The organism is Deinococcus sp. LM3 (genome assembly GCF_002017875.1).
Lineage (GTDB): Bacteria > Deinococcota > Deinococci > Deinococcales > Deinococcaceae > Deinococcus.
The window spans coordinates 2,490,367-2,509,154 of record NZ_MUFV01000001.1; the positions used below are offsets into that span (position 1 = coordinate 2,490,367).

Here is an 18,788-nt window from a genome sequence, read left to right on the forward strand (position 1 = left end):
CTTAGAAGAAGCGGCTCACGTCCCGCACGACCACGAACAGCATCAGCATCATCACGAACGCGAAGCCCGCGAGGTTGATGGCCTGCTCCTGACTGAACGTCAGTGGACGGCCGCGCAGCGACCCGACCAGCACCAGCAGGATGCGCCCGCCGTCCAGGCCCGGAATGGGCAGCAGGTTGAAGAACGCCAGCGACAGGTTCAGCAGGATGGCGACCTGCACGAGCGCCCAGGGGCTGACCGTCGCGGCCCGCGAGACGATCTCGGCCGTGCCAATGGGGCCGCTGACGTTCTCGTCCCGTGACAGGTTCAGGGTCAGGAACCGCGCGAACAGCTCCCCGAAACTCCGGATGACCTGCGGGACCGCCTCGCCCGTCACCTGCCACGCCCGGATGAACGCGGCGGGCGCGGTGGTGGCCTGCACGTCCGGGCCGTAGCGGATGCCCAGCAGCTGCCGCTCGCCGTTCACGGTGGGCGTCCAGTCGAAACGCACGTCGCGGGTCTGCCCGCCGCTCACGACCGTGAAGGTGTGCGGCCCGGGCCGGGTCAGCACGTCCCGTACGCCCTCCCAGCCGGCCACCTCGCGCCCGCCCACGCGGGTGGTGTCCGGGATGTCCTGCCCGTCGATGGCGGTGATCACGTCCCCGGTCCGCAGGCCAAGGCTCTGCGCGGTGGACCCGGCCACGACCTCCTCGATGCGGGCGCGGTCCGGGGCGGGCACGCCCTGCGCCGTGAACGTGACGGTCATCAGGGCGATGGCCAGCAGCAGGTTCGTGAGCGGCCCGGCCAGCAGGATCGCCACCTTCCCCCAGGCGGGCAGGCCCGCGAAGCCGCGCGTGGGTTGCCGATAGCCGCCCTGCCCGTCCTCCTCGGGGGCCATGCCGTCGATCTCCACGTACCCGCCGATGGGCAGCAGGCTCAGCCGCCACTCGGTGCCGCGCCACTGCCGCCGCAGCAGCACCGGCCCCATGCCCACGCTGAACGACTGCACCGCCACGCCCTGCCAGCGGGCCAGCGCGTAGTGCGCCAGTTCGTGCAGGAAGGTCGCCACGCCGATGATCAGCACCGTCCACAGCAGGCCCAGCGGGGTCAGGGCCGCCGCGATGCCCTGCAACACGTTCACGCCCGCCCCCCGACACCCGTGCTGGCGCTGACTGCGCTGCTGCCCAGGCCGCCCGCGCACAGTTCGCGCGCCCGCACCCGCGCCCAGGCGTCCGCCTCGTTCAGCGAGTCCCAGGTCAGGTCACCGCCCGGCGTCTCGTCCAGCAGGCGCTCGATCAGGCGCGGAATGTCCATGAACCCGATCTGCCCGGCCAGGAAGGCGTCCACGGCGATCTCGTCGGCGGCGTTCAGCACCACCGGCGCCAGTCCCCCGGCGTTCCCGGCGCGGTACGCCAGTTCCAGGCACGGAAAGCGCCGCAGGTCCGGCGCGCGGAACTCCCAGTCGCCCAGCAGCGGCCACGACCCGTGCGAGGCGACCTCCGGCCCACGGCGCGCGCCCCGCACGTCCCCCGGACGCTGCATCCCGGTCGGCGCGGCGTCGATGGCGTAAGCGATCGGCAGCCGCATGTCCGTCGGCCCGAACTGCGCCTTCAGGCTCCCGTCCCGGAAGCGCACGGCCGCGTGAACGATGCTCTGCGGGTGCACCACCACGCCCACCTGCGACAGCGGCAGGCCGTACAGGCTGGCGCACTCCATGACCTCCAGGCCCTTGTTCAGCAGCGTGGCGCTGTCCAGCGTGACTTTCGGCCCCATGCTCCAGGACGGGTGGCGCAGCGCCTGCTCGGGCGTCACGCCGCTCAGGTCGTCGGGCCCCAGCCGGAACGGCCCGCCGGACGCCGTCAGGATCAACTCGGCCACGTCCGCCATGTCCTCGCCGGTCAGGCACTGGAACATGCCCGTGTGCTCGCTGTCCACCGGCACGACCCGCCCGCCGCCCACGGCCGCCGCCTGCCACATCAGGTGCGCTGCCGTGACCATCGCCTCCTTGGTCGCCAGCGCCACGGCCTGCCCGGCCTCCAGCGCCGCGCGGGTCGGGGCCAGCCCGATCAGGCCGCTCATGGCGTTCACGACCACGTCCGTACGCCGCGCGGCCACCTCGGACGGGTCCGCGATCACCTGCGCGCCCAGCCCAGACAGGCGCGCGCGGGCCTCGCCCAGCACGCCTTCCTCCACGCTGACCAGTCCGGGCCGGAATTCCCGCACCTGCGTTTCCAGCAGGTCCAGGTTCCGCCCGGCCGCCAGGGCCGTGACCTGCCAGCCGCGCTCCCGCGCCACGTCCAGCGCCTGGGTGCCGATACTGCCGGTGCTGCCCAGCACGGCGATGGCCTGCGCCGCACTGGCCTGCACCTGACCGGATGGCGCCTGCCCGGACTGCGCCGCGCCGCTCTCTGCCTGCTCTCGCTTCATCACCCCGCATGCTAGAGCATCCGCCGCAGAAGTCTGTGCGCGCCCCGCCTGAGCGGCCACGTCAGCGGCCAGGGGGAAACCGGCCGCCGACCACTCCTGCCGGCCACTACTGGGAAAACAGGCTGATGTGAAGGAACAGGTACGTGGCCGGCACCGCGAACAGCAGACTGTCGATGCGGTCCAGGAACCCGCCGTGGCCCGGCAGGCTGTTGCCGCTGTCCTTGGTGCGCAGCGCGCGTTTGATCAGGCTCTCGCTCAGGTCGCCCAGCTGACTGGCGGTCGCGACCAGAATCGAGTACAGCAGCGCCTCCAGCGGCGACCAGATGCCGGTCAGGGTCGTCAGGGTCAGCACGATCACGAAACTGGCCAGCAGTCCCCCGACCGCGCCCTCGACGGTCTTGCCGGGACTGACCTCCGGCGCCAGCTTGCGCCGCCCGAAGAAATGCCCCGTGAAGTACGCCCCGATATCCGCTGCGAACGTCGCCAGCAGTGGCAACGCGAAGTACAGCAGCCCCCGCTCGGCGTCCGGGCTGTAGCGCAGCATCAGGAAGTACCCCAGCAGCCACGGAATGTACAGCAGCCCGAACACCGAGTACACGACCCGTTCCAGCGGCCGCTCGCCGGGCCGGATGACCTCGATCACCAGCAGGTACGCCACGGCGACCGTCATGACCGCCTCGCGCCACGACCCGCCGGGCCAGGGCGCCTGCGGCCACATGGGCAGGCTCGCCAGGATCAGCGCGGCCGCGAACACACCCAGGCTCACGCGGCGCACGTCGATGTCGTTGCGGTCGAGCATGCGGATGTACTCGTACAGCCCCATGACCGACACGAACAGCAGCGCAGGCAGCATCGCCCACCAGCCGATCCACACGACCGCGCTGATGATCGCGAACCCCACCACGCTGGTCAGCATTCGGCTGCTCAGCGATTCCACGCGGCCTCCGGACGGGTCAGGGTTGCAGGGGGCATAGGCTGTGGGCTGCGGGCGGTGGGGACGGCACCACACCCCACGACCCACAGCCCACATCCTGCTTCAGGCGTCCTCACCCGAGGATTTCCTGCTCCTTCTTCTGGAAGGTACTCTCGACCTTCGCGATGAACTCGTCGGTGATCTTCTGCACGTCGGCCTCGCCGCGCTTGATCTCGTCGTCACCGATGCCCTCGACCTTCTTGACCTCGTCCAGACCGTGCTTGCGGATGTTGCGGATGGCGATCCGGGCGTCCTCGGCATAGTTCTTGGCGTTCTTGACGAGGTCACGGCGGCGCTCCTCGGTCAGCATGGGCAGGCTGATGAAGATCGTGTCGCCCTTGTTGTTCGGGTTCAGGCCCAGGTCGCTGTCGCGGATGGCCTTCTCGATGGGGTTCAGCGCGCCCCGGTCCCACGGCGTGATGACCAGCGTGCGGGCGTCCGGCGTGCTGATGCTCGCCACCTGATCGATCGGCACGGAGCTGCCGTAGTAGTCCACGACGATCTTTTTCAGGATGCCGGGGTTGGCGCGGCCGGTGCGCAGCACCGACAGGTTGTTCTCGAGGGACTCGATGGCCTTGCCCATCTTCTCGCGGGTATCAGCCTGGATTGCTTTCATGTCAGCCATGGTCAGGGCCTCCTGGGGAGTGAGAATGAACAGACGTCGCTCGCGGGGATTGTAGCGCAGCGCGCTCCGGCCTTCCGGGGCGGCCGGTCAGCTGCGGGCCGGGCGCACGTGTCAGGGCGGCCGGGGCCGCGCAGGCGTGTCAGGGCGTGCTGATCAGCGTACCGACCCGCTGCCCTTCCAGCAGGCGGCGCAGGTTGCCGTCCTGGAACAGGTCGAACACCACGATCGGCAGGCCCTTGTCCATGCACAGCGTCAGGGCGGTGGCGTCCATGACTTCCAGGCGCTGCTCGACCACCTCGCGGTGCGTGGCCTGCGCGATGAACTTCGCGTCCGCGTTCTTGCGGGGGTCGCTGTCGTACACGCCGTCCACGCGGTTTTTGGCCATCAGGACCACGTCTGCCCCGATTTCCAGGGCGCGCAGGGTGCTGGTCGTGTCGGTCGTGAAGAACGGCGCGCCGTTCCCGCCGCCGAAGATCACCACGCGGCCCTTTTCCAGGTGACGCATGGCGCGGCGGCGGATGTACGGCTCGGCCACGGCCGACATCTGGATGGCGCTCATGACGCGGGTGGGCCGCCCGGCACTCTCCATGGCGTCCTGCAACGCCATGGCGTTCATGACGGTGCCCAGCATCCCGATGTAATCGGCGGTGGCGGGGTCCATGCCGGCCCCGTTGCGGGCGCCGCGCCACAGGTTCCCGCCGCCGATCACGACCGCGAGTTCCACGTCGGTGCCGTCCAGGGCGCCGGTGATCAGCCGGGCCAGCTGGGCGGTGGTGTCGGGACTGATCCCGAAGCCCGACTCACCGGCCAGGAACTCACCAGAAAGCTTGAGCAGAACGCGCTTGAACATGCATACCTCGCTTGGGGTCGGCCGCGCCACAGCGCGCCGGAAAAAAAGGGTGAACGTGACTGAACGGCAACACAATACTCCCGGCAGACGCGCGGGCGGCTGCCGGGAGGACTGTGTCGCGCGCAACGATGAATCCGGCCTGCGCCCGGCCCGCCCCGCTGACGGGGAAGGGCCGGAGGTCAGGGGATTTACGCGCCGATCTCGAAGCGCACGAAGCGCTTGATGGTCGCGCCGCCCAGGTACTTCCCGACGGTGACGCTGTTGTCCTTGACGAAGTTCTGCTCGGGCAGAACCTTCTCGGAGTAGAACTTGCCGATCTGGCCCTCGACGATCTTCTCGACGATCTGCTGGGGCTTGCCCTCGTTCAGCGCCTTGTTCGTGAGGATCTCGCGCTCCTTCTCGATGTCGGAGCTGTTCACCTCGTCACGGCTCAGGAACTGCGGGCGCTCGGCGGCGACGTGCAGGGCCACGTCCTTGGCCTGCGCCTCGGTGCCGCCTTCGATGTCGACCAGCACGCCGATCTTGCCGTTGCTGTGCACGTACCCGGCCACGGTGCTGCCCTCGACGAAGGCCACGCGGTTCAGGACCAGGTTCTCGCCGATCTTGCCGGCGGCGGCCGCGACGGTGGTCGCCACGGTCTCACCGCTGGGCAGCGTGAAGGAGCGGAACTCTTCCACGTCGTTGGTACCGGCGCTCAGGGCCGCCTGGGCCAGTTCGGCCACCAGCGCCTGGAAGTCGCTGTTGCGGGCCACGAAGTCCGTCTCGCTGTTCACCTCGACGATGGCGGCCTTGCTGCCGTCCACCACGAAACGCACGAGGCCTTCCTTGGCTTCACGGTCGGCTTTCTTGGCGGCCTTCACGATGCCGCGCTCGCGCAGCAGTGCCACCGCTTTTTCTTCGTCGTTCCCGGCGTCGGCGAGGGCCTTCTTGACGTCCATCATGCCTGCGCCCGTCAGTTCACGGAGTTTCTTGATTGATTCCAGCATGTCATGCCTCCTGTGTCGGCTTGAACTTCAGTGGTGTGGAGTGGTGTTCGGTGCGGGCCGCGTGGGGCAGAAAAAAGGGTGGTCCGAAGAGCGTACTCGCCGGACACCACCCTCCTTTCCGGTCCCGGTGCGGGCTTAGCTTTCGGTCTGCTCGGTTTCGGTCGCTTCCGTGGCGGTCTCGCCCTCGGCCGCGCCGACGTCCTCGCCACCGCCGCGCGCCTCGACGAGCAGGTCGCCGATGCGGTGCGTGATCAGCTGGATGGAACGGATCGCGTCGTCGTTACCGGGAACAATGTAGTCGATGACATCCGGGTCGCTGTCCGTGTCGGCCAGCGCGATGACGGGAATCCCCAGCTTGTTGGCTTCCTGCACGGCGATGACTTCCTTGGTGGGGTCCACCACGAAGATCGCGTCGGGCAGGCGGTTCATCTTGCGGATGCCACCCACGAAGCGCTGCAGGCGCTCGCGCTCGGCGGCCAGCTTGATGCGCTCGGCCTTCAGGCGGTCGTTGACGCGGCCGGACTCGAACATCTCGTCGAGTTCGTTCAGGCGGTCGATGCGGGTGCGCATGGTCTTGAAGTTCGTGAGCATCCCGCCGAGCCAGCGGCTGGTGACAAACGGCATGCCGGTGCGGCGCGCTTCGAGTTCCACGATTTCCTGGGCCTGCTTCTTGGTGCCGACGAACAGGATGACGCCGCCGCGCTCAGACAGTTCCTTGATGAAGTCGAAGGAACGGTCCACCTGCTTGAGGGTCTTCTGCAGGTCGATGATGAAGATGCCGTTACGCTCGGCGAAGATGAAGCGCTTGAACTTGGGGTTCCAGCGCTTGGTTTCGTGACCGAAGTGAACTCCGGCTTCCAGCAGTTGCTTCATGGAGATGTACGACATGTGAACTCCTGAGCGTTGAAATGTGGGACAAGTTTGCCGTTCTCGTGCCAGCCCAGCGTCATGAACGCCGAAGGTGGGCCAGGCCGTACGCGACGCTCCAGCGCGCACAGCGGGTCACGGGGGCACCCAAACGGAAATTATACGACATCGGACGCACGGGTGGGAGGGGGGACGCCGGGCGGACAGCTGATGGCGGAAGGCTGATAGCAGATGGCGGATGGCTCAGCAGAGGCTGTGGGCCAGCGCCGAGACTGCCAGCGACTGCCGGGCCTGCTCCATCTGGGCGTCTTCCAGATGCCACGCTGCCGACAGGGCCGCGTACGCCTCCACCCACGCCAGCAGCCGCGCCCGGTCCAGTCCGGCCTCCTGCGCGATCAGAGCCGACTGCCGCTCCAGCCGCCCCGGCGTCAGCGCGTGTTCTGGCGTGGGATTGCACAGCAGATTCGCAAAATCGAAGGTCCGCTCGCCGATCAGCCCTTTCGGGTCGATCACCAGCCAGCCGCGCTCCGGGTTGCGCAGCACGTTCCCGTGATGCAGGTCGCCGTGCAGTGGGCGCACGTCCTGCGGGTCGGCCAGCAGTCGCTGCGCGGTCCCCCAGGCCTGCGTGAACGTCTCACCCTGCGCCTTGGCGGCCTCCAGTGACCGGAACCAGCGGTGCAGGTCCGGCAGGTCCGGCGGCCGTCCGGGCCGCTCCCGGTGTACGCCCGCCCCCGCACCGCACAGGATCCGGGTGGCCGCGTCGTCCTGTCCGCCCAGCGCCAGGGCTGCCAGATCCGGCGCGGACTCCAGCCTCTCCAGCAGCAGCGCCGCGCCCTCATGCCGGTAGACCCGCGCGGCGCCCTCGCCCTCCAGCCACACCATCAGGTCGTTGCCCCGCTGCTCCTCAGCGCTGCGGGCGACCTTCAGCATCGCGGGGCGGCCCTGCCACACGACGGGCAGAAGGTCGCTGCCCGGCGTGCAGATCGCCTCGCCGTCCGGGGTCAGGTTCCAGCGCCGCAGGTAGCTGTCTACACTCACGCTCCCACTCTGCACCCAAAGAGGGACGCCCCGTTCCCGGTAACAGGGCTTACACTCGGCAACTATGGACTGGTTCTACGCACTCATCTACGGCATCGTCGAGGGCATCACGGAGTTCCTGCCGATCAGCTCGACCGGCCACCTGATCCTCACCGGGAACCTGATGGGCGTCCCGTGGAGCAAGGAAGTCAAGGACGCCTTCGAGGTCGTCATTCAGGGCGGCGCGATCCTCAGCGTGCTGGTGTTCTACTGGCGCGATTTCCTGAAGATCCGGCACGTGAACACCGACCCGCAGCAGCGCACGCTGTGGCTGGGCGTGCTCGTCGCGTGCATTCCGGCCGTGATCCTGGGCCTGCTGTTCGGGGACGCCATCAAGGCGAACCTGTTCCGGCCCAGCGTGGTCGCCTGGGCGCTGATCGTGGGCGGCGTGCTGATGTGGCTGATCGAGAGCCGCCGTGTCACGCCCAGCGTCAGCGCCATCGAGAGCATCGGCGTGCGCCGCTCGTTCCTGATCGGCGCGTTGCAGTGCCTCGCGCTGCTGTGGCCCGGCTTCTCCCGCTCCGCGAGTTCGATTCTGGGCGGCATGGCGCTGGGCCTGGACCGCGCTACCGCCACCAAGTTCAGCTTCTACCTGGGCGTTCCCACCCTGGGCGGCGCGGCGCTGCTGAACCTCATTCAGGAACGCGAACTGATCTTCGGTGAGATCGGTCTGCTGAACGTCGTGATCGGCGCGGGCGTCAGCTTCGTCACCGCGTACCTGGCCATCGGGTGGCTGCTGAAGTTCGTCTCCACGAACACCTTCAAGGGCTTCGCCGTGTACCGCGTCATCGTGGGCATCCTGATCCTGATCCTGCTCGCCACGGGCGTCATGAGCAACGGCAGCCTCGCCTGAACGTAAAGAACGCGCCGCTCCTGAACACGGGGGCGGCGCGTTCACCATGCAGCCTCGCCCCGTGCAGACGGGCGGCAGGCCTGCCAGAATCGGGGCGTGGTTCCCCCCACCCTCTACCGCCCGTTCCTGAGCGGCATCTACAGCGTCTCGGCGGGCCTGTACCGCCTGGGCGCGCAGCCCGTGCCGTGGCTGGACGACCCGGCGCCCGAACGGCATACCTTCACGCTGGACGCCGAGTACCCGCGCCTGATCGCCAGCAAGGCCGCCGCGCACGTCCGCGCCCTGCACGAGTACGCCGGCGAGACTGCCCTGACCCCCGAGCTGCGCGAGGCTGCCCTGACCTTCGCGGCCCGGCAACTGGCCGCCGACAGCGGGGGAGAGGTCAGCTGGGACGGCCGCACCCTGCACAATTCCCTGCTGGGCTGGCAGGCCGACCTGCACCCCCGCTGGAACGCCCTGGAGAACCTGCGGCGCTTTTCCGGCCCGCACGCCGCCCTGGTCGCGGATACCCGGCCCGTGAGCGCCCTGGATTTCCTGGGCCTGAACGCCAGCGAGGACCTGACCATCGTGGCCCGCGACCCCCGCAGCGGCCGTGACTGGCTGGCCGCCACGCACGTCCTGAACCCCCAGCACTGGGACCCCCGCGACAAGCTGGGGCGCGACTTCACGCAGGTGCACGCTCCCATTCCCGGCAGCGGCCCCATGAACGCCAGCGCCCCCCGATTGCTGGACGCCGTGATCCACCGCGGCCCCTTCGTGCGTTTCGCCTGGGGACTGAGCACCACCGACCGCCTCGACCACCACCCCGCCGCGCCGCCCGACGCCGACCGCGACCCCCGCACCCGCTTCGACCCGCACGGCACGTACCTGCGGGTGGAACGCCAGACCCTGACCGGCTTCCCGCACGCGCACGGCGCGCTGTTCACCATCCGCCCCTACACCCACCCCCTCACGCAGGCCGCGCAGGAGCCCGCCCATGCCCGCGCGCTGGCGGCCGCCATCCGCTCCATGACCCCCGCGCAGACCGCCTACAAAGGATTAACGCACCTGCGGGACGACCTCCTGAACTGGATGGACACCCAGGCCCTACACTCGAACGCGTGAACCGCGCCGCCCCCACCCTCACCGCCCTGCTGCTCGGGGCGCTGCTGGCCGCCTGCGACCTCCCGCAGGACACCCGCACGCAACCGACCCAGACGCCCCCCACCCAGACCTCTCCTGCCCAGCCTGCGCCCACCTCTGCCCGCGACCCGCACAGCGGCCTGCGCTGGATCGCCGGGCGCGACCTGCCCCGCGAAGGACAGACCGTCCTCCGGCAGATCAGCCAGGGCGGCCCCTTCCGCTACAGCAAGGACGGCAGCACCTTCGGCAACCGCGAACGCCTGCTGCCCCGCCAGAACAGCGGCTACTACCGCGAGTACACGGTCCCCACCCCCGGCGAGAACGACCGCGGCGCGCGTCGCCTCGTCTGCGGCGGCCAGCCCCGCACCAGCACCGCCGACTGCTACTACACCGCCGACCACTACGACAGCTTCCGGAGAGTCCAACCATGATGCAGGTCTTCGACACCGCCCCCCAGGGCATCCAGACCGCCCCGCACGAACCCCGCATCCTGGCCGCCGGGCACCAGGTCAGCGTCCGCGAGATCAACCTCGGCGGCGCCCAGGACAAGACCACCCTCATGCTCGCCTTCCTGAACGGCCTGGGCCTGCGCAGCACCTTCGGCCAGAACTGGGACGCCCTCTACGACGTCCTGACCGATCCCGACCAGCGCCCCGCCCGCCTCGCCCTGCTGCTGTGCGACCACGCCCACTTCCGCCGCCGCCACCCGCACCTGAACGCCGACCTCGAACGCGTCCTGCTGGACGCGCAGGCCGAAAGTGCCCGCGTGGGCCGCGCCCTGTGGCTCCTCAGCGAGGAACCCGACCACGACACCCGCCACTGGTAACACCGGTCTTCCTGAACAGAGGTGAAACGAACGTGCGCCCGAAACCAAGAGTGACCCCAGCCACCGCCACCTTCAGCCCCACCCTCACCGGCCCGCCCGCGCCGTGGCCTGTGCGAGTGATCGTGCGGGCCGCGCTGCGCGTCCGGGTCATGCTGCGGGGCAAGCCGTGAGCGGCGCGCCTGGAAGCCGGACGGTGCCGGTGGTGATCGTGAACGCTGACCGGGGCGCACCGTGGGAGGTCTTCGCCCTGGCGTGCGCGCTGCTGTTCCTGGCGTTCCTCTTTCGCCGCGTTCCCTGGGCACGCTGGGCGCTGACCGGCGCAGGCGTGCTGGCCCTGATCGTGGCGGGCGTCCTGTGGGCCGGCATGAGCTGACGGCCTAAAAGCAAGAACCCCCGCGCGGGGCGGGGGTTTTCCTGGTGGGTCGTGTAGGACTTGAACCTACAACCCGCTGATTAAAAGTCAGCGTGCGGCCTTCCTGGGGTGTTCGGAGATCATGCGAGAGTGTCCGGGATTGTACGTCCTGAACGGCGTTTAAGCCTCTTCGCTTCGCCGGGATAGATCGGGGTAGATCGGCGTTATTCGGGGCCGTATGGGTCACGTTTGGGCCACGGGGCCGGACGCGGGAAGCATGGTGTACACGCTGACAATTGGTCATTCATGCGTAATCGTCCGGGAATCTGCTACCGTATACGCATGAAGCCGCTCGCCCCACTGAACGAGATACGCGCGCCGTATCTGGCATATGTGGTGCGGGCCGTCGCGTGGCAGGAGCTGCGGTACGACACGGCGGCAGCTACTTTCAGCATGAAGGTACTTCGCCCTATTGCCTGCTTTGATTTATTTTCAGGCGGAAGTGGCCTTTGCTTTGACGCCGCAAAATCAGAAGCGGCGCTAGAAAACATAGTTGCGCCTTCTAGGTCAAAACTTGGACCGTCCCGCAAGTGGCGCAGTTCGGAAAGGCTGCAAAGCGCAAAGCGTAGATTCTACAAGGCCCTGCAAGGACTGTGCAGGGATTTGGAAGCTCTGGGCGGGAAAGTCAGTAGGGTAGTTGCCAAAAAGCTGTGGAATATCGCAATCGGGCGCAAGAGGACTACCTTCCCTGCTGGCCGTAGGGGAATCCAGAAAACCCTGTACATCTTGTACCGATGGGTAGCAATCCAGCGCAATGAGAAGAATCGAGCCGCGCGCAGAATCACTCGGCTCAGCTACGCACCTGCGGTTGATGACAATTTGGGGCAAGTGGAAGCTGTCATGTGGAAACAGTCAGAACAGATTGTTAAGCCTCCGCTGTATGTTTGGCCCCGGCCCCCATCCTGTCCTCTTGCCCCCCCTGTGGCCTGAACGCCGGGCCGCTTCGAGTGTGGCGAAGCGGTAAGCGGTAGGCCCGGCCCTGCCTGACGTGCGCCCCCTTCCTTCCTGGAAGGCGCGGCCCCTCAGACATTGAACCTTGCCCCCTGTGGGGCAGGGCAGGGGAACACATGACCCAATCCGCATTGAACGTGCCGCACGAAGACGGCGAAGCCCTGTACACCCCCGCGCAGCTGCTTAAGCGGTCCCGCCTTCCCCGTGACTTCGTTTACACCGCTCTGAAGAGTGGGGAGCTGACCGCATACAACGCCGGTCGGCAGTCCCGGCCCCGGTATTACGTGCGCTGGGCTGACTTCCTGACGTGGCGTGAGACTCTGCGCGTGACGGTGCAAAAGTGAAGCCCGGCGTGCAGGCCGGGCGTCAGGGGGAAGCGGGCGGGCTTCGAGTGCATCATAACGCCCGCGTGCGGCCCGCGCGGCGCACCTTCGCCGGGGGTGTCTGGTGAGCGCCCTGACCCGTGCCCTCGAGGCGCTGACGCCCGGCGCAGTGCTTCGGAACTTGGCCGCGTACCTGGGCAAGAGTGCCCCGCACCTGCACAGTGAAGCGCGGGGCGAAGTGTGCGACTTCCGGCCCGGTCAGGAAGAGGAAAACCCGTCCCTGTCCTACAAGGCAGGGAATGGGGGGCCGATCTTCCACAGGTTCGGCGGTGACGGCTTCGGCAGTGACGAACGCAAGGGCGGCACGCTGGCGTTCCTGGAATCTGCCGGGATACCGCGCGAGGAAGCAAAGCGCCTGATCTTCGAGTGGGCGGGCGTGAAAGATGAACCCGGCGAAAGGGGAACGGTCCCCAGCTCGAGGCCTGCACCTGTGGACCCGAAGGCGGCGCGGCTGGCGAAGGCTGACGCGGCCCTGTCGAAACTGCGCCCGCTCGAAGCCGGGAATCACGGCGCGGCCCTGCGCGGCTGGGAACGCCTGCAAGCCGGGGACACGCACCCCGAAGCGCTCGAGCTGGCCCGGCGCGGCCTGACCCCGGCCCTGGCGTCCGGTCTGCTGACCGCGTACCGCTGGACAGGGAAGGTACAGGGCGGGAAGGCCCGCCCCCTGTCCCGGCACATCCTGCCCGGCGCGGTGGCCTTCGAGGTCACGGGACCGGACGGGACGCCCTGGGCGGTGAAGGCCCGGAACCCCGGAGATAAGGCGGCAATCAAGGCGGCGAATACGCAGCGGTATGTGTACGTGGGGCGGGGCCAGTCCACCCCGGCCATGTGCGGCCCCGGTCAGGAAGGCGCGGCCCGGTTCCTGATCGTGGAAGGGGAACTGAACGCGGTCGCGTGCCTGCTGATGCTGGGGGCCGTGGCCCCGCTCGAGGCGGCGCGCGGCTGGGCTGTGCAGGGCGTGGCGTCAGCGTCAGCCCTGCCCCACGTGGCCCACCTTCCGGCCGGCGCACAGGTGTACGTGTACGCAGACCCTGACGAAGAGGGCGAAGCGGCCCGCACGAAATGGGCGGAGCTGCTGACCGCGCGGGGGTGCCAGGTCTTCCAGGTGGGCGGGGACGTTTCCCCCTTCGCCGTGGAAGGGAAGGCGGATGCTGACGCCTGTGACGCCCTGGGCACCGTGGGCCAGGGCGCAGACCCCGAAGGGCACGCGGCCCACGTGGGCGCGCGGTTGCTCGAGGCGGTGGAAGCGGCGCGGCCCTGGAAGCCGGAACCGGCGCAGGAAGACGCGGCGCAGGTGACGGGCGAAGACCGGCCCGCATGGTGTGAACCTGGGGACGTGCCCACCGGCCCCCGCATGGCCTACGGGGTGCGCGGTGGGAAGCTCGCAGCGCTGACCCTCAAGAAAGAGGACGGCGAAGAGTGGGTCAGCCCTGAAACGCTCGCAGACTTCACGGCATTCATCACAGCGGAAGTGATCGAAGAGGACGGCAGCGGGGACGCGCGGCGCGTCTTCCAGATCGAAGGCCACAGGCCGGACGGCGCGCCCCTCTTCCCGCCCACGGTGACGGTCACCACTGCCGAGTTTTCCGGCATGGCGTGGCCCGTGGCGAAGTGGGGCGGGGAAGCCCGGTTGCCCGCCGGGAACGGCAAGAAAGACAAAGCACGGGACGCCGTTCAAGTCCTGAGCAACGCACGCGGCTACCCGCGCCGGACGGTGTACCAGCACACGGGATGGATCCAACACCCGGAGCATGGGCCGGTGTACCTGAGTGCCGGCGCCGTGATCGGCGCGCGGGGCGGCGTGCCGGGCGTCAGCGTGGAACTCACGGGGCGGCTGTCGGCTTACGCCCTGCCTGACCCCGTGCGCCTGGAAGACGGCACGCCCCGCCCGGCGGAAGACCTGCGCGCGGCCGTGCGGGCGTCCCTGGCCCTGCTCGAGCTGGCCCCGGATACGGTGGGCGTCCCGCTGCTCGGGGCGGCGTACCGGGCGGCGCTGGGTCAGGCTGACTTCGTGGTGTGGACGGTCGGCGAGACGGGAAGGCATAAGACCGCGTTCATGGGTCTGGTCATGGCCCACTACGGGGCGCGGTGGGGCCGGAAGTTCCTTCCTGATGGGTGGAACTCGTCGGCGAACGCCCTGGAAAGTAACGCCTTCCGGGTGAAGGATGCGCTGTTCGTGATTGATGACTTCAAGCCGTCCGGCAGTGCCGGGGACCGGGCGAAGATGGACGGCACGGCGCGCCGCATCATCTCGGGTCAGGCAGACGGGGCAGGGCGGGCCACGCTGACCGCTGACCGGAAAACGCGGGTGGCGCTGTACCCGCGCGGTCTGATCGCGTCTTCGGCCGAAGACCTGCCCCGCGTTCACAGTGACCGGGCGCGGTTGGTGATGGTGGAAGTCCTGCGCCCCCTGATTGACTCTGATCCGAAGTCGAAGGCGTACTACCGCGGCGAAGAGAACGGGGTAAACGGCGTGTACGCCCTGGCCCTGGCTGGCTTCATTCAGGGTGCGGCCGCTTCCTGGGATGCGGTGCGGGCGGGCGGCGCGGCGCACGGCGCGCGGGTACGTGCCCTGTCGGCACACTTCCAGGGCGCGCACGGGCGCACGGGGGACAACAATGCAGAACTGGCCTACGGCTGGGAAGTGTTTCTTTCCTTCGCCCTCCAGGTGGGCGCGGTCGGTGAGGCGGAAGCCCTGGCCCTGTGGGAACGGGTGGGGGAAGCCCTGCGGGCCACGGCGCGGGATCAGGGGGAACACCTGCGGGAAGCTGACCCGGTGGCCCGCGCCCTGGCCCTGCTGTCCGGCCTACTCGCACAGGGCCGCGTGTACCTCGAAGACCTGCGCCGGGGCGGCGCGCCTGACGCTGACGCGGCCCCCCTGTGCGGGTGGCAGCGGCGCGCGTTCCAGGGAATGCACGGCGAAGAGGAAACATTCACCACGAAGCCCGGCGCGGTCATGGTCGGCTACCACGTTCACGAAGGCGGGCACGATTGGGCGTGCTTCCTGCCGGACGGCACGCACGAAGCCCTGCAACGGGCGGCGCAGGGTCAGGCGGGCGCGGCCCTGCCGGACGCCGGGAAGCTGTGGGGGAACATGCGGGACCGCCTGCACAGCGCGGGCCTGATGCGCTGCGAGGCGGAAGCCGGGGGGCGGGTGCGGGCCACGGCGAAGAGGAAAACACCGGACAGTCAGCGTAAGCACCTGCTGATGCTTCGCCTTCCCCTGGGTGACTCTTATGAATCTGTGGGGACTCTGGGGACTCTGGGGACACAGGGCGAAGAAAGCGCGACTACCACGGCATTTAACTGTGTCCCCAACTTAAATTATTTCTCTTATGAATTGGGGACTTTGGGGACTCTAGGTAAGGAAGAGGCGTTTTCCTCTTCGCCGGTCACCCCTGCCCCCACCCCCCGCGCCCTGACGCTCGAAGACCTGGAAGGGTACGGCGAAGGCGAAGACCTGCCCGGCGTGGTGACCCTGTGACGGGGGCCGCTGTGCCCGCCCTGCTGTCCCGCCTAGAGGCGAAGGGGGCGCGCCTGGAAGTGCAGGGCGGCGCGCTGATCCTGACCGGCAAGCGCCCCCCGGCTGACCTGCTGAACGAAGTCCGGGACCGGAAGGCGGAAGTGCTGGCGTGGCTGACCGCGCCGGATGCCGGGGCAGAGGTTGTTACACGAATTAACAACCTCTGCCCCCCCGAAGACCCGGCCCCCCTGACCGTTCCCTCTTCGCCGGACCCCGTGCCCGCCCCTGGGGAGGTTGTCGGCGGGTGCGACAACCTGCCCCCGGTGGCCCGTGGCGTCCCGCTCGAAGAGGCCCGCGCCCGGAACGCCCACGCGGCAACCCTGCCCGGTCACTGCGGAAGCTGTGCGCGTGCCGTCCCTGCCCCGGAGTGGGGGCCGGGCATGGTGACGTGCGCCTGTCCCCCGGCGGCGTGGAAGCCCGTGCCGCCCCCGCTGGCCCTGCACCCCGCCTGCCGGTGCGGTGCGTACCTCACGGACGGCGAAGACGTGGGCCGGGGCTGGAAGGCCAGGGCGGCGGCGCGGCCCACGCGGGGCACCCTGCGCGCGGCCCGTCCGGCGGGCTGGGATGACCTGCCCGGCCTGGAAGGGGGCGCGGCGTGACCGGCCTACAGTGGGCGGTCCTGACGGCCTACGCGCGCACCCTGCCCACGGGCAGCGCGGCCCGGTGTGCGCTCGAAGAGGCGACGGCGGCGGGTACGCCCGCCCCGGCGGCGCAGCGGGTGGCGCTCGAGGTGGCCCGGCAGTCCGGCATGGTGGAAGCCGGGCGGGTCACTGAGTGGGGCCGGTCGGCCGCGCGGGTGTACCTGTCCCGGCTGGGCATCCCGGCGAAGAGGGAACTATGAAGGGGGACGCCCTGCCCGCCCACGCGCACGCCCTGGCCCTGATGCTCTGCCACTGCGAACATGCCGCGCCCCTGAGCGTCCGGGCCGCGTGGCTGGCCTTCCTTCGCCGTCACGAAGGGCACCCCGAAGACCTGCGCCGCGCCCTGCAAGATGCCCGCGCCGCCGGGCACGTCCGGGCCGGTCAGCTCACCCCGGCGGGCGTCCGGGTGGCCCTGCAAGCCCTGGGGGGCGGCGCTGTCCCCCCCCCGCTCTATACGCGGCCCCTCGAAGACCGGGGCCGGGAGGTCAGATCATGGCAAACCCTAACCCTGTGGAAGCCCGGAAGGCGAAACGCGCCCGGCGAAGAGGAAAACCCGGCACGCTCGAAGAGGCCCGCGCGCTGCTGTGGCGCGCCCTGGAACGTGCGGGGGAGCTGCTGGAAGTGGAAGACCCCGCGCACGCCCTGAAAGCTGTTCACGCCGTCAGTCAGGGCGCCGCGGCTTACGCCCGGATCGTGGAAGTGGGGGAACTCGAGGCGCGCATAGCGGCCCTCGAAGGCCAGGGCGGCGAAGGTGAAGACCCGGCGCCCACTGGCCCGCGCCTTCGCAGGGGGGCCGCGTGACGGGGCGGCGCGGTCGGCTCTCGAAGCTCGAGGCGCAGCGGGGCCGGGCGGTGACGCTGTGGGAAGCCCTGCCGGAACACCTGCGCGGGGACGTGACGCCCGAAGCGCTCGAGCGGGCCGCGCAGGAAGCGCCGGAAGGTCTGCGCGGGGACGTGCGGGCCGTGAGCCTGTGGGCGTTCCTGTGCGTCCCGGAAGGGGGGGAAGCGTGACGGCGAAACGAAAGACGCGGGGAACGGTGGCGCGCCTGGAAGCGCTCGAGGGTCGGGAAGCGGCCCGGCGGGAAGCGGTGCAGGCCGGGAACTGGGCGCACCTGGAAGCGGCCCGCGCGCAGCTCGCGCCGGCTGACGTGCGCGCCTACCGGGACGCGGTGGGGGCACTCGAAGAGGAAAGGGACGCGGGGGGCATCCTGGCCCGCCTGCAGGTAGCGTGCGCGCACCTGGGGGACGGCGTGCCGGTGGAACACCCGGCGGAGGAAGACGCGGAAGCCTGGGCAGAGCTGGCCCTGAACGGCCCGGACGGCGCGCCCCTGACCGCACCGGACCCCACGCGGGCCGCTGACTTCGTGGGGTACTTCGAGGCGTGCGGCGCGTGGTGTGACCGGGAAGCCCGGCGCGTTCCTCTTTCGCCGGACGTTCACCGGCTGGCCCGGTGGGGCGCGTCCCTGTGGCGCTTCGAGGCGGCGCTGTGCCGCACCCTGAACGGGGGCCGGGCATGAAGGGCCGCGCCGCGCGGGTGGCCCACCTGGAAGCGCAGACCCGCACCGGTCAGAATCGGGGCCGCGTGCCCCTGGCCCTGCGCCGCCTGAGTGACGCGCACCTGCGGGACCTGGAAGACGCCGTGAGCGTAGCGGGCGGGACCGGCCTACCCGTTCACCCGTGGGAAGACCTGCGCCCCGGCCTGAGTGACCCGGAGCGGGCCGCGTGGCAGTGGGCCAGCGCGCAGACGTGGGCGCGCCTCGAAGACGTGTGGACACGCCCGCCCGCCGGGGCCGCTGGCGTCTTCCAGGTGGAAGCGGCCCGCCTCGAAGGCCTGGAAGACCCGCCCGCCCGGCACGCCCGCGCCGCGTGGGCCATGCTCGCAGCGCTCGCGGCCGTGTTGCTCGAAGAGGGGACCGTGTGACCGGGCGGGCGCAACCCGAAGCCCTGCGCGGGCATTACAGCAACGGGCGGCCCCTGATTCACCTGGGCTTCCGCACGCCCGGCCCGGCGCCCTACGCGGCCCGCCTGACCGTCCGGGAAGCGTGCGAGGCGCGCGGCCTGACGGTGTATCAGGTTGCCATGAGCGGGCAGGCGCAGGGCACCGTAGATTCCGGCACGGTGTACCGGCTGGCCCGTGGGGACACGTCCCGCATTGACCTGCACACCCTGGCAACCGTGGCGGGCATCCTGCACACCCTGAGCGGCGAAGTGGTGACGGTCGCTGACCTGCTGACCCTCGAGGTGATCGGCGAAGAGGAATGAAGGGGGGCGGGTTCCCGGTGTGAGGCGAAGAG

22 protein-coding genes are annotated in these 18,788 nt (G+C 69.6%); 14 read left to right on the plus strand and 8 right to left on the minus strand.

The genetic code is table 11. The annotated features are described in order from the left end of the window. Window position 1 precedes the first annotated feature (1 nt). The 8 genes from BXU09_RS11705 to BXU09_RS11740 form a co-directional block, all read right to left on the minus strand. Window positions 2-1,120, minus strand: coding sequence for a M50 family metallopeptidase (locus tag BXU09_RS11705; protein WP_078304988.1), 1,119 nt, complete (start codon window positions 1,118-1,120; stop codon window positions 2-4). Continuing rightward, on the minus strand, window positions 1,117-2,406 hold the full coding sequence (gene dxr / locus BXU09_RS11710) for a 1-deoxy-D-xylulose-5-phosphate reductoisomerase (protein WP_078302881.1): 1,290 nt from the start codon (window positions 2,404-2,406) through the stop codon (window positions 1,117-1,119). The genes BXU09_RS11705 and dxr overlap by 4 nt, the downstream gene beginning before the upstream one ends. 106 nt (window positions 2,407-2,512) lie before the next feature. After that, window positions 2,513-3,343 carry a phosphatidate cytidylyltransferase gene (locus tag BXU09_RS11715; protein ID WP_055363951.1) on the minus strand — a complete coding sequence of 277 codons (831 nt, stop codon included), beginning with the start codon at window positions 3,341-3,343 and terminating at the stop codon, window positions 2,513-2,515. Between the two features lie 109 nt (window positions 3,344-3,452). Continuing rightward, complete coding sequence (gene frr, locus BXU09_RS11720) at window positions 3,453-4,004, minus strand: ribosome recycling factor (protein WP_078302885.1); 552 nt, start codon at window positions 4,002-4,004, stop codon at window positions 3,453-3,455. A 139-nt stretch (window positions 4,005-4,143) separates the two neighbouring features. Next, window positions 4,144-4,854, minus strand: a complete 711-nt coding sequence (gene pyrH / locus BXU09_RS11725) for a UMP kinase (protein ID WP_078302888.1) — start codon at window positions 4,852-4,854, stop codon at window positions 4,144-4,146. Between the two features lie 188 nt (window positions 4,855-5,042). Beyond that, window positions 5,043-5,840, minus strand: a complete 798-nt coding sequence (gene tsf, locus BXU09_RS11730) for a translation elongation factor Ts (protein WP_078302892.1) — start codon at window positions 5,838-5,840, stop codon at window positions 5,043-5,045. A 135-nt stretch (window positions 5,841-5,975) separates the two neighbouring features. Then, a complete protein-coding gene (gene rpsB / locus BXU09_RS11735) occupies window positions 5,976-6,728 on the minus strand; it encodes a 30S ribosomal protein S2 (RefSeq protein WP_055363947.1) in 753 nt (250 codons plus the stop codon). Window positions 6,729-6,950: 222 nt separating this feature from the next. Further along, window positions 6,951-7,745, minus strand: a complete 795-nt coding sequence (locus tag BXU09_RS11740) for an aminoglycoside phosphotransferase family protein (RefSeq protein ID WP_078302896.1) — start codon at window positions 7,743-7,745, stop codon at window positions 6,951-6,953. 64 nt (window positions 7,746-7,809) lie between these two features. On the opposite strand from BXU09_RS11740, the gene BXU09_RS11745 reads away from it, so the two are divergent. The 14 genes from BXU09_RS11745 to BXU09_RS11805 all read left to right on the plus strand — a co-directional run bounded on the left by BXU09_RS11745 (window position 7,810) and on the right by BXU09_RS11805 (window position 18,756). After that, a complete protein-coding gene (locus BXU09_RS11745; RefSeq protein WP_055363946.1) occupies window positions 7,810-8,637 on the plus strand; it encodes an undecaprenyl-diphosphate phosphatase in 828 nt (275 codons plus the stop codon). A gap of 96 nt (window positions 8,638-8,733) precedes the next feature. Then, window positions 8,734-9,741: a heme-dependent oxidative N-demethylase subunit alpha family protein gene (locus tag BXU09_RS11750; protein ID WP_078302900.1), complete on the plus strand. Its 1,008-nt coding sequence runs from the start codon at window positions 8,734-8,736 to the stop codon at window positions 9,739-9,741. After that, window positions 9,738-10,190, plus strand: a complete 453-nt coding sequence (locus BXU09_RS11755) for a ribonuclease domain-containing protein (RefSeq protein WP_078302904.1) — start codon at window positions 9,738-9,740, stop codon at window positions 10,188-10,190. The genes BXU09_RS11750 and BXU09_RS11755 overlap by 4 nt, the downstream gene beginning before the upstream one ends. Further along, window positions 10,187-10,585: a barstar family protein gene (locus BXU09_RS11760; RefSeq protein ID WP_078302911.1), complete on the plus strand. Its 399-nt coding sequence runs from the start codon at window positions 10,187-10,189 to the stop codon at window positions 10,583-10,585. The genes BXU09_RS11755 and BXU09_RS11760 overlap by 4 nt, the downstream gene beginning before the upstream one ends. Window positions 10,586-10,793: 208 nt before the next feature. Beyond that, complete coding sequence (locus BXU09_RS20940) at window positions 10,794-10,958, plus strand: hypothetical protein (RefSeq protein ID WP_168174588.1); 165 nt, start codon at window positions 10,794-10,796, stop codon at window positions 10,956-10,958. Window positions 10,959-12,064: 1,106 nt separating this feature from the next. Continuing rightward, on the plus strand, window positions 12,065-12,292 hold the full coding sequence (locus tag BXU09_RS11765; RefSeq protein WP_230284468.1) for a hypothetical protein: 228 nt from the start codon (window positions 12,065-12,067) through the stop codon (window positions 12,290-12,292). A gap of 103 nt (window positions 12,293-12,395) precedes the next feature. Further along, on the plus strand, window positions 12,396-15,815 hold the full coding sequence (locus BXU09_RS11770) for a toprim domain-containing protein (protein ID WP_078302915.1): 3,420 nt from the start codon (window positions 12,396-12,398) through the stop codon (window positions 15,813-15,815). Further along, window positions 15,812-16,453: a hypothetical protein gene (locus BXU09_RS11775; protein ID WP_144012088.1), complete on the plus strand. Its 642-nt coding sequence runs from the start codon at window positions 15,812-15,814 to the stop codon at window positions 16,451-16,453. Before BXU09_RS11770 ends, BXU09_RS11775 begins: the two co-directional genes overlap by 4 nt. Next, window positions 16,450-16,695, plus strand: a complete 246-nt coding sequence (locus tag BXU09_RS20275; protein ID WP_144012089.1) for a hypothetical protein — start codon at window positions 16,450-16,452, stop codon at window positions 16,693-16,695. Before BXU09_RS11775 ends, BXU09_RS20275 begins: the two co-directional genes overlap by 4 nt. Before the next feature lie 292 nt (window positions 16,696-16,987). Further along, complete coding sequence (locus tag BXU09_RS11785) at window positions 16,988-17,296, plus strand: hypothetical protein (protein WP_144012090.1); 309 nt, start codon at window positions 16,988-16,990, stop codon at window positions 17,294-17,296. Further along, a complete protein-coding gene (locus tag BXU09_RS11790) occupies window positions 17,293-17,505 on the plus strand; it encodes a hypothetical protein (protein WP_078302931.1) in 213 nt (70 codons plus the stop codon). Before BXU09_RS11785 ends, BXU09_RS11790 begins: the two co-directional genes overlap by 4 nt. Further along, complete coding sequence (locus BXU09_RS11795; protein WP_078302935.1) at window positions 17,502-18,011, plus strand: hypothetical protein; 510 nt, start codon at window positions 17,502-17,504, stop codon at window positions 18,009-18,011. The genes BXU09_RS11790 and BXU09_RS11795 overlap by 4 nt, the downstream gene beginning before the upstream one ends. Beyond that, complete coding sequence (locus tag BXU09_RS11800; RefSeq protein ID WP_078302939.1) at window positions 18,008-18,415, plus strand: hypothetical protein; 408 nt, start codon at window positions 18,008-18,010, stop codon at window positions 18,413-18,415. The genes BXU09_RS11795 and BXU09_RS11800 overlap by 4 nt, the downstream gene beginning before the upstream one ends. Continuing rightward, complete coding sequence (locus tag BXU09_RS11805; protein ID WP_078302944.1) at window positions 18,412-18,756, plus strand: helix-turn-helix transcriptional regulator; 345 nt, start codon at window positions 18,412-18,414, stop codon at window positions 18,754-18,756. The genes BXU09_RS11800 and BXU09_RS11805 overlap by 4 nt, the downstream gene beginning before the upstream one ends. Window positions 18,757-18,788: the final 32 nt, after the last annotated feature.

Bases quoted from the DNA above. Each gene is read 5' to 3' on its own strand.
- dxr (WP_078302881.1), bottom strand. From the start codon at position 2,406: ATGAAGCGAGAGCAGGCAGAGAGCGGCGCGGCGCAGTCCGGGCAGGCG.
- frr (WP_078302885.1), bottom strand. From the start codon at position 4,004: ATGGCTGACATGAAAGCAATCCAGGCTGATACCCGCGAGAAGATGGGC.
- pyrH (WP_078302888.1), bottom strand. From the start codon at position 4,854: ATGTTCAAGCGCGTTCTGCTCAAGCTTTCTGGTGAGTTCCTGGCCGGT.
- tsf (WP_078302892.1), bottom strand. From the start codon at position 5,840: ATGCTGGAATCAATCAAGAAACTCCGTGAACTGACGGGCGCAGGCATG.
- rpsB (WP_055363947.1), bottom strand. From the start codon at position 6,728: ATGTCGTACATCTCCATGAAGCAACTGCTGGAAGCCGGAGTTCACTTC.
- BXU09_RS11745 (WP_055363946.1), top strand. From the start codon at position 7,810: ATGGACTGGTTCTACGCACTCATCTACGGCATCGTCGAGGGCATCACG.
- BXU09_RS11760 (WP_078302911.1), top strand. From the start codon at position 10,187: ATGATGCAGGTCTTCGACACCGCCCCCCAGGGCATCCAGACCGCCCCG.
- BXU09_RS11765 (WP_230284468.1), top strand. From the start codon at position 12,065: ATGACCCAATCCGCATTGAACGTGCCGCACGAAGACGGCGAAGCCCTG.
- BXU09_RS11785 (WP_144012090.1), top strand. From the start codon at position 16,988: ATGGCAAACCCTAACCCTGTGGAAGCCCGGAAGGCGAAACGCGCCCGG.
- BXU09_RS11800 (WP_078302939.1), top strand. From the start codon at position 18,008: ATGAAGGGCCGCGCCGCGCGGGTGGCCCACCTGGAAGCGCAGACCCGC.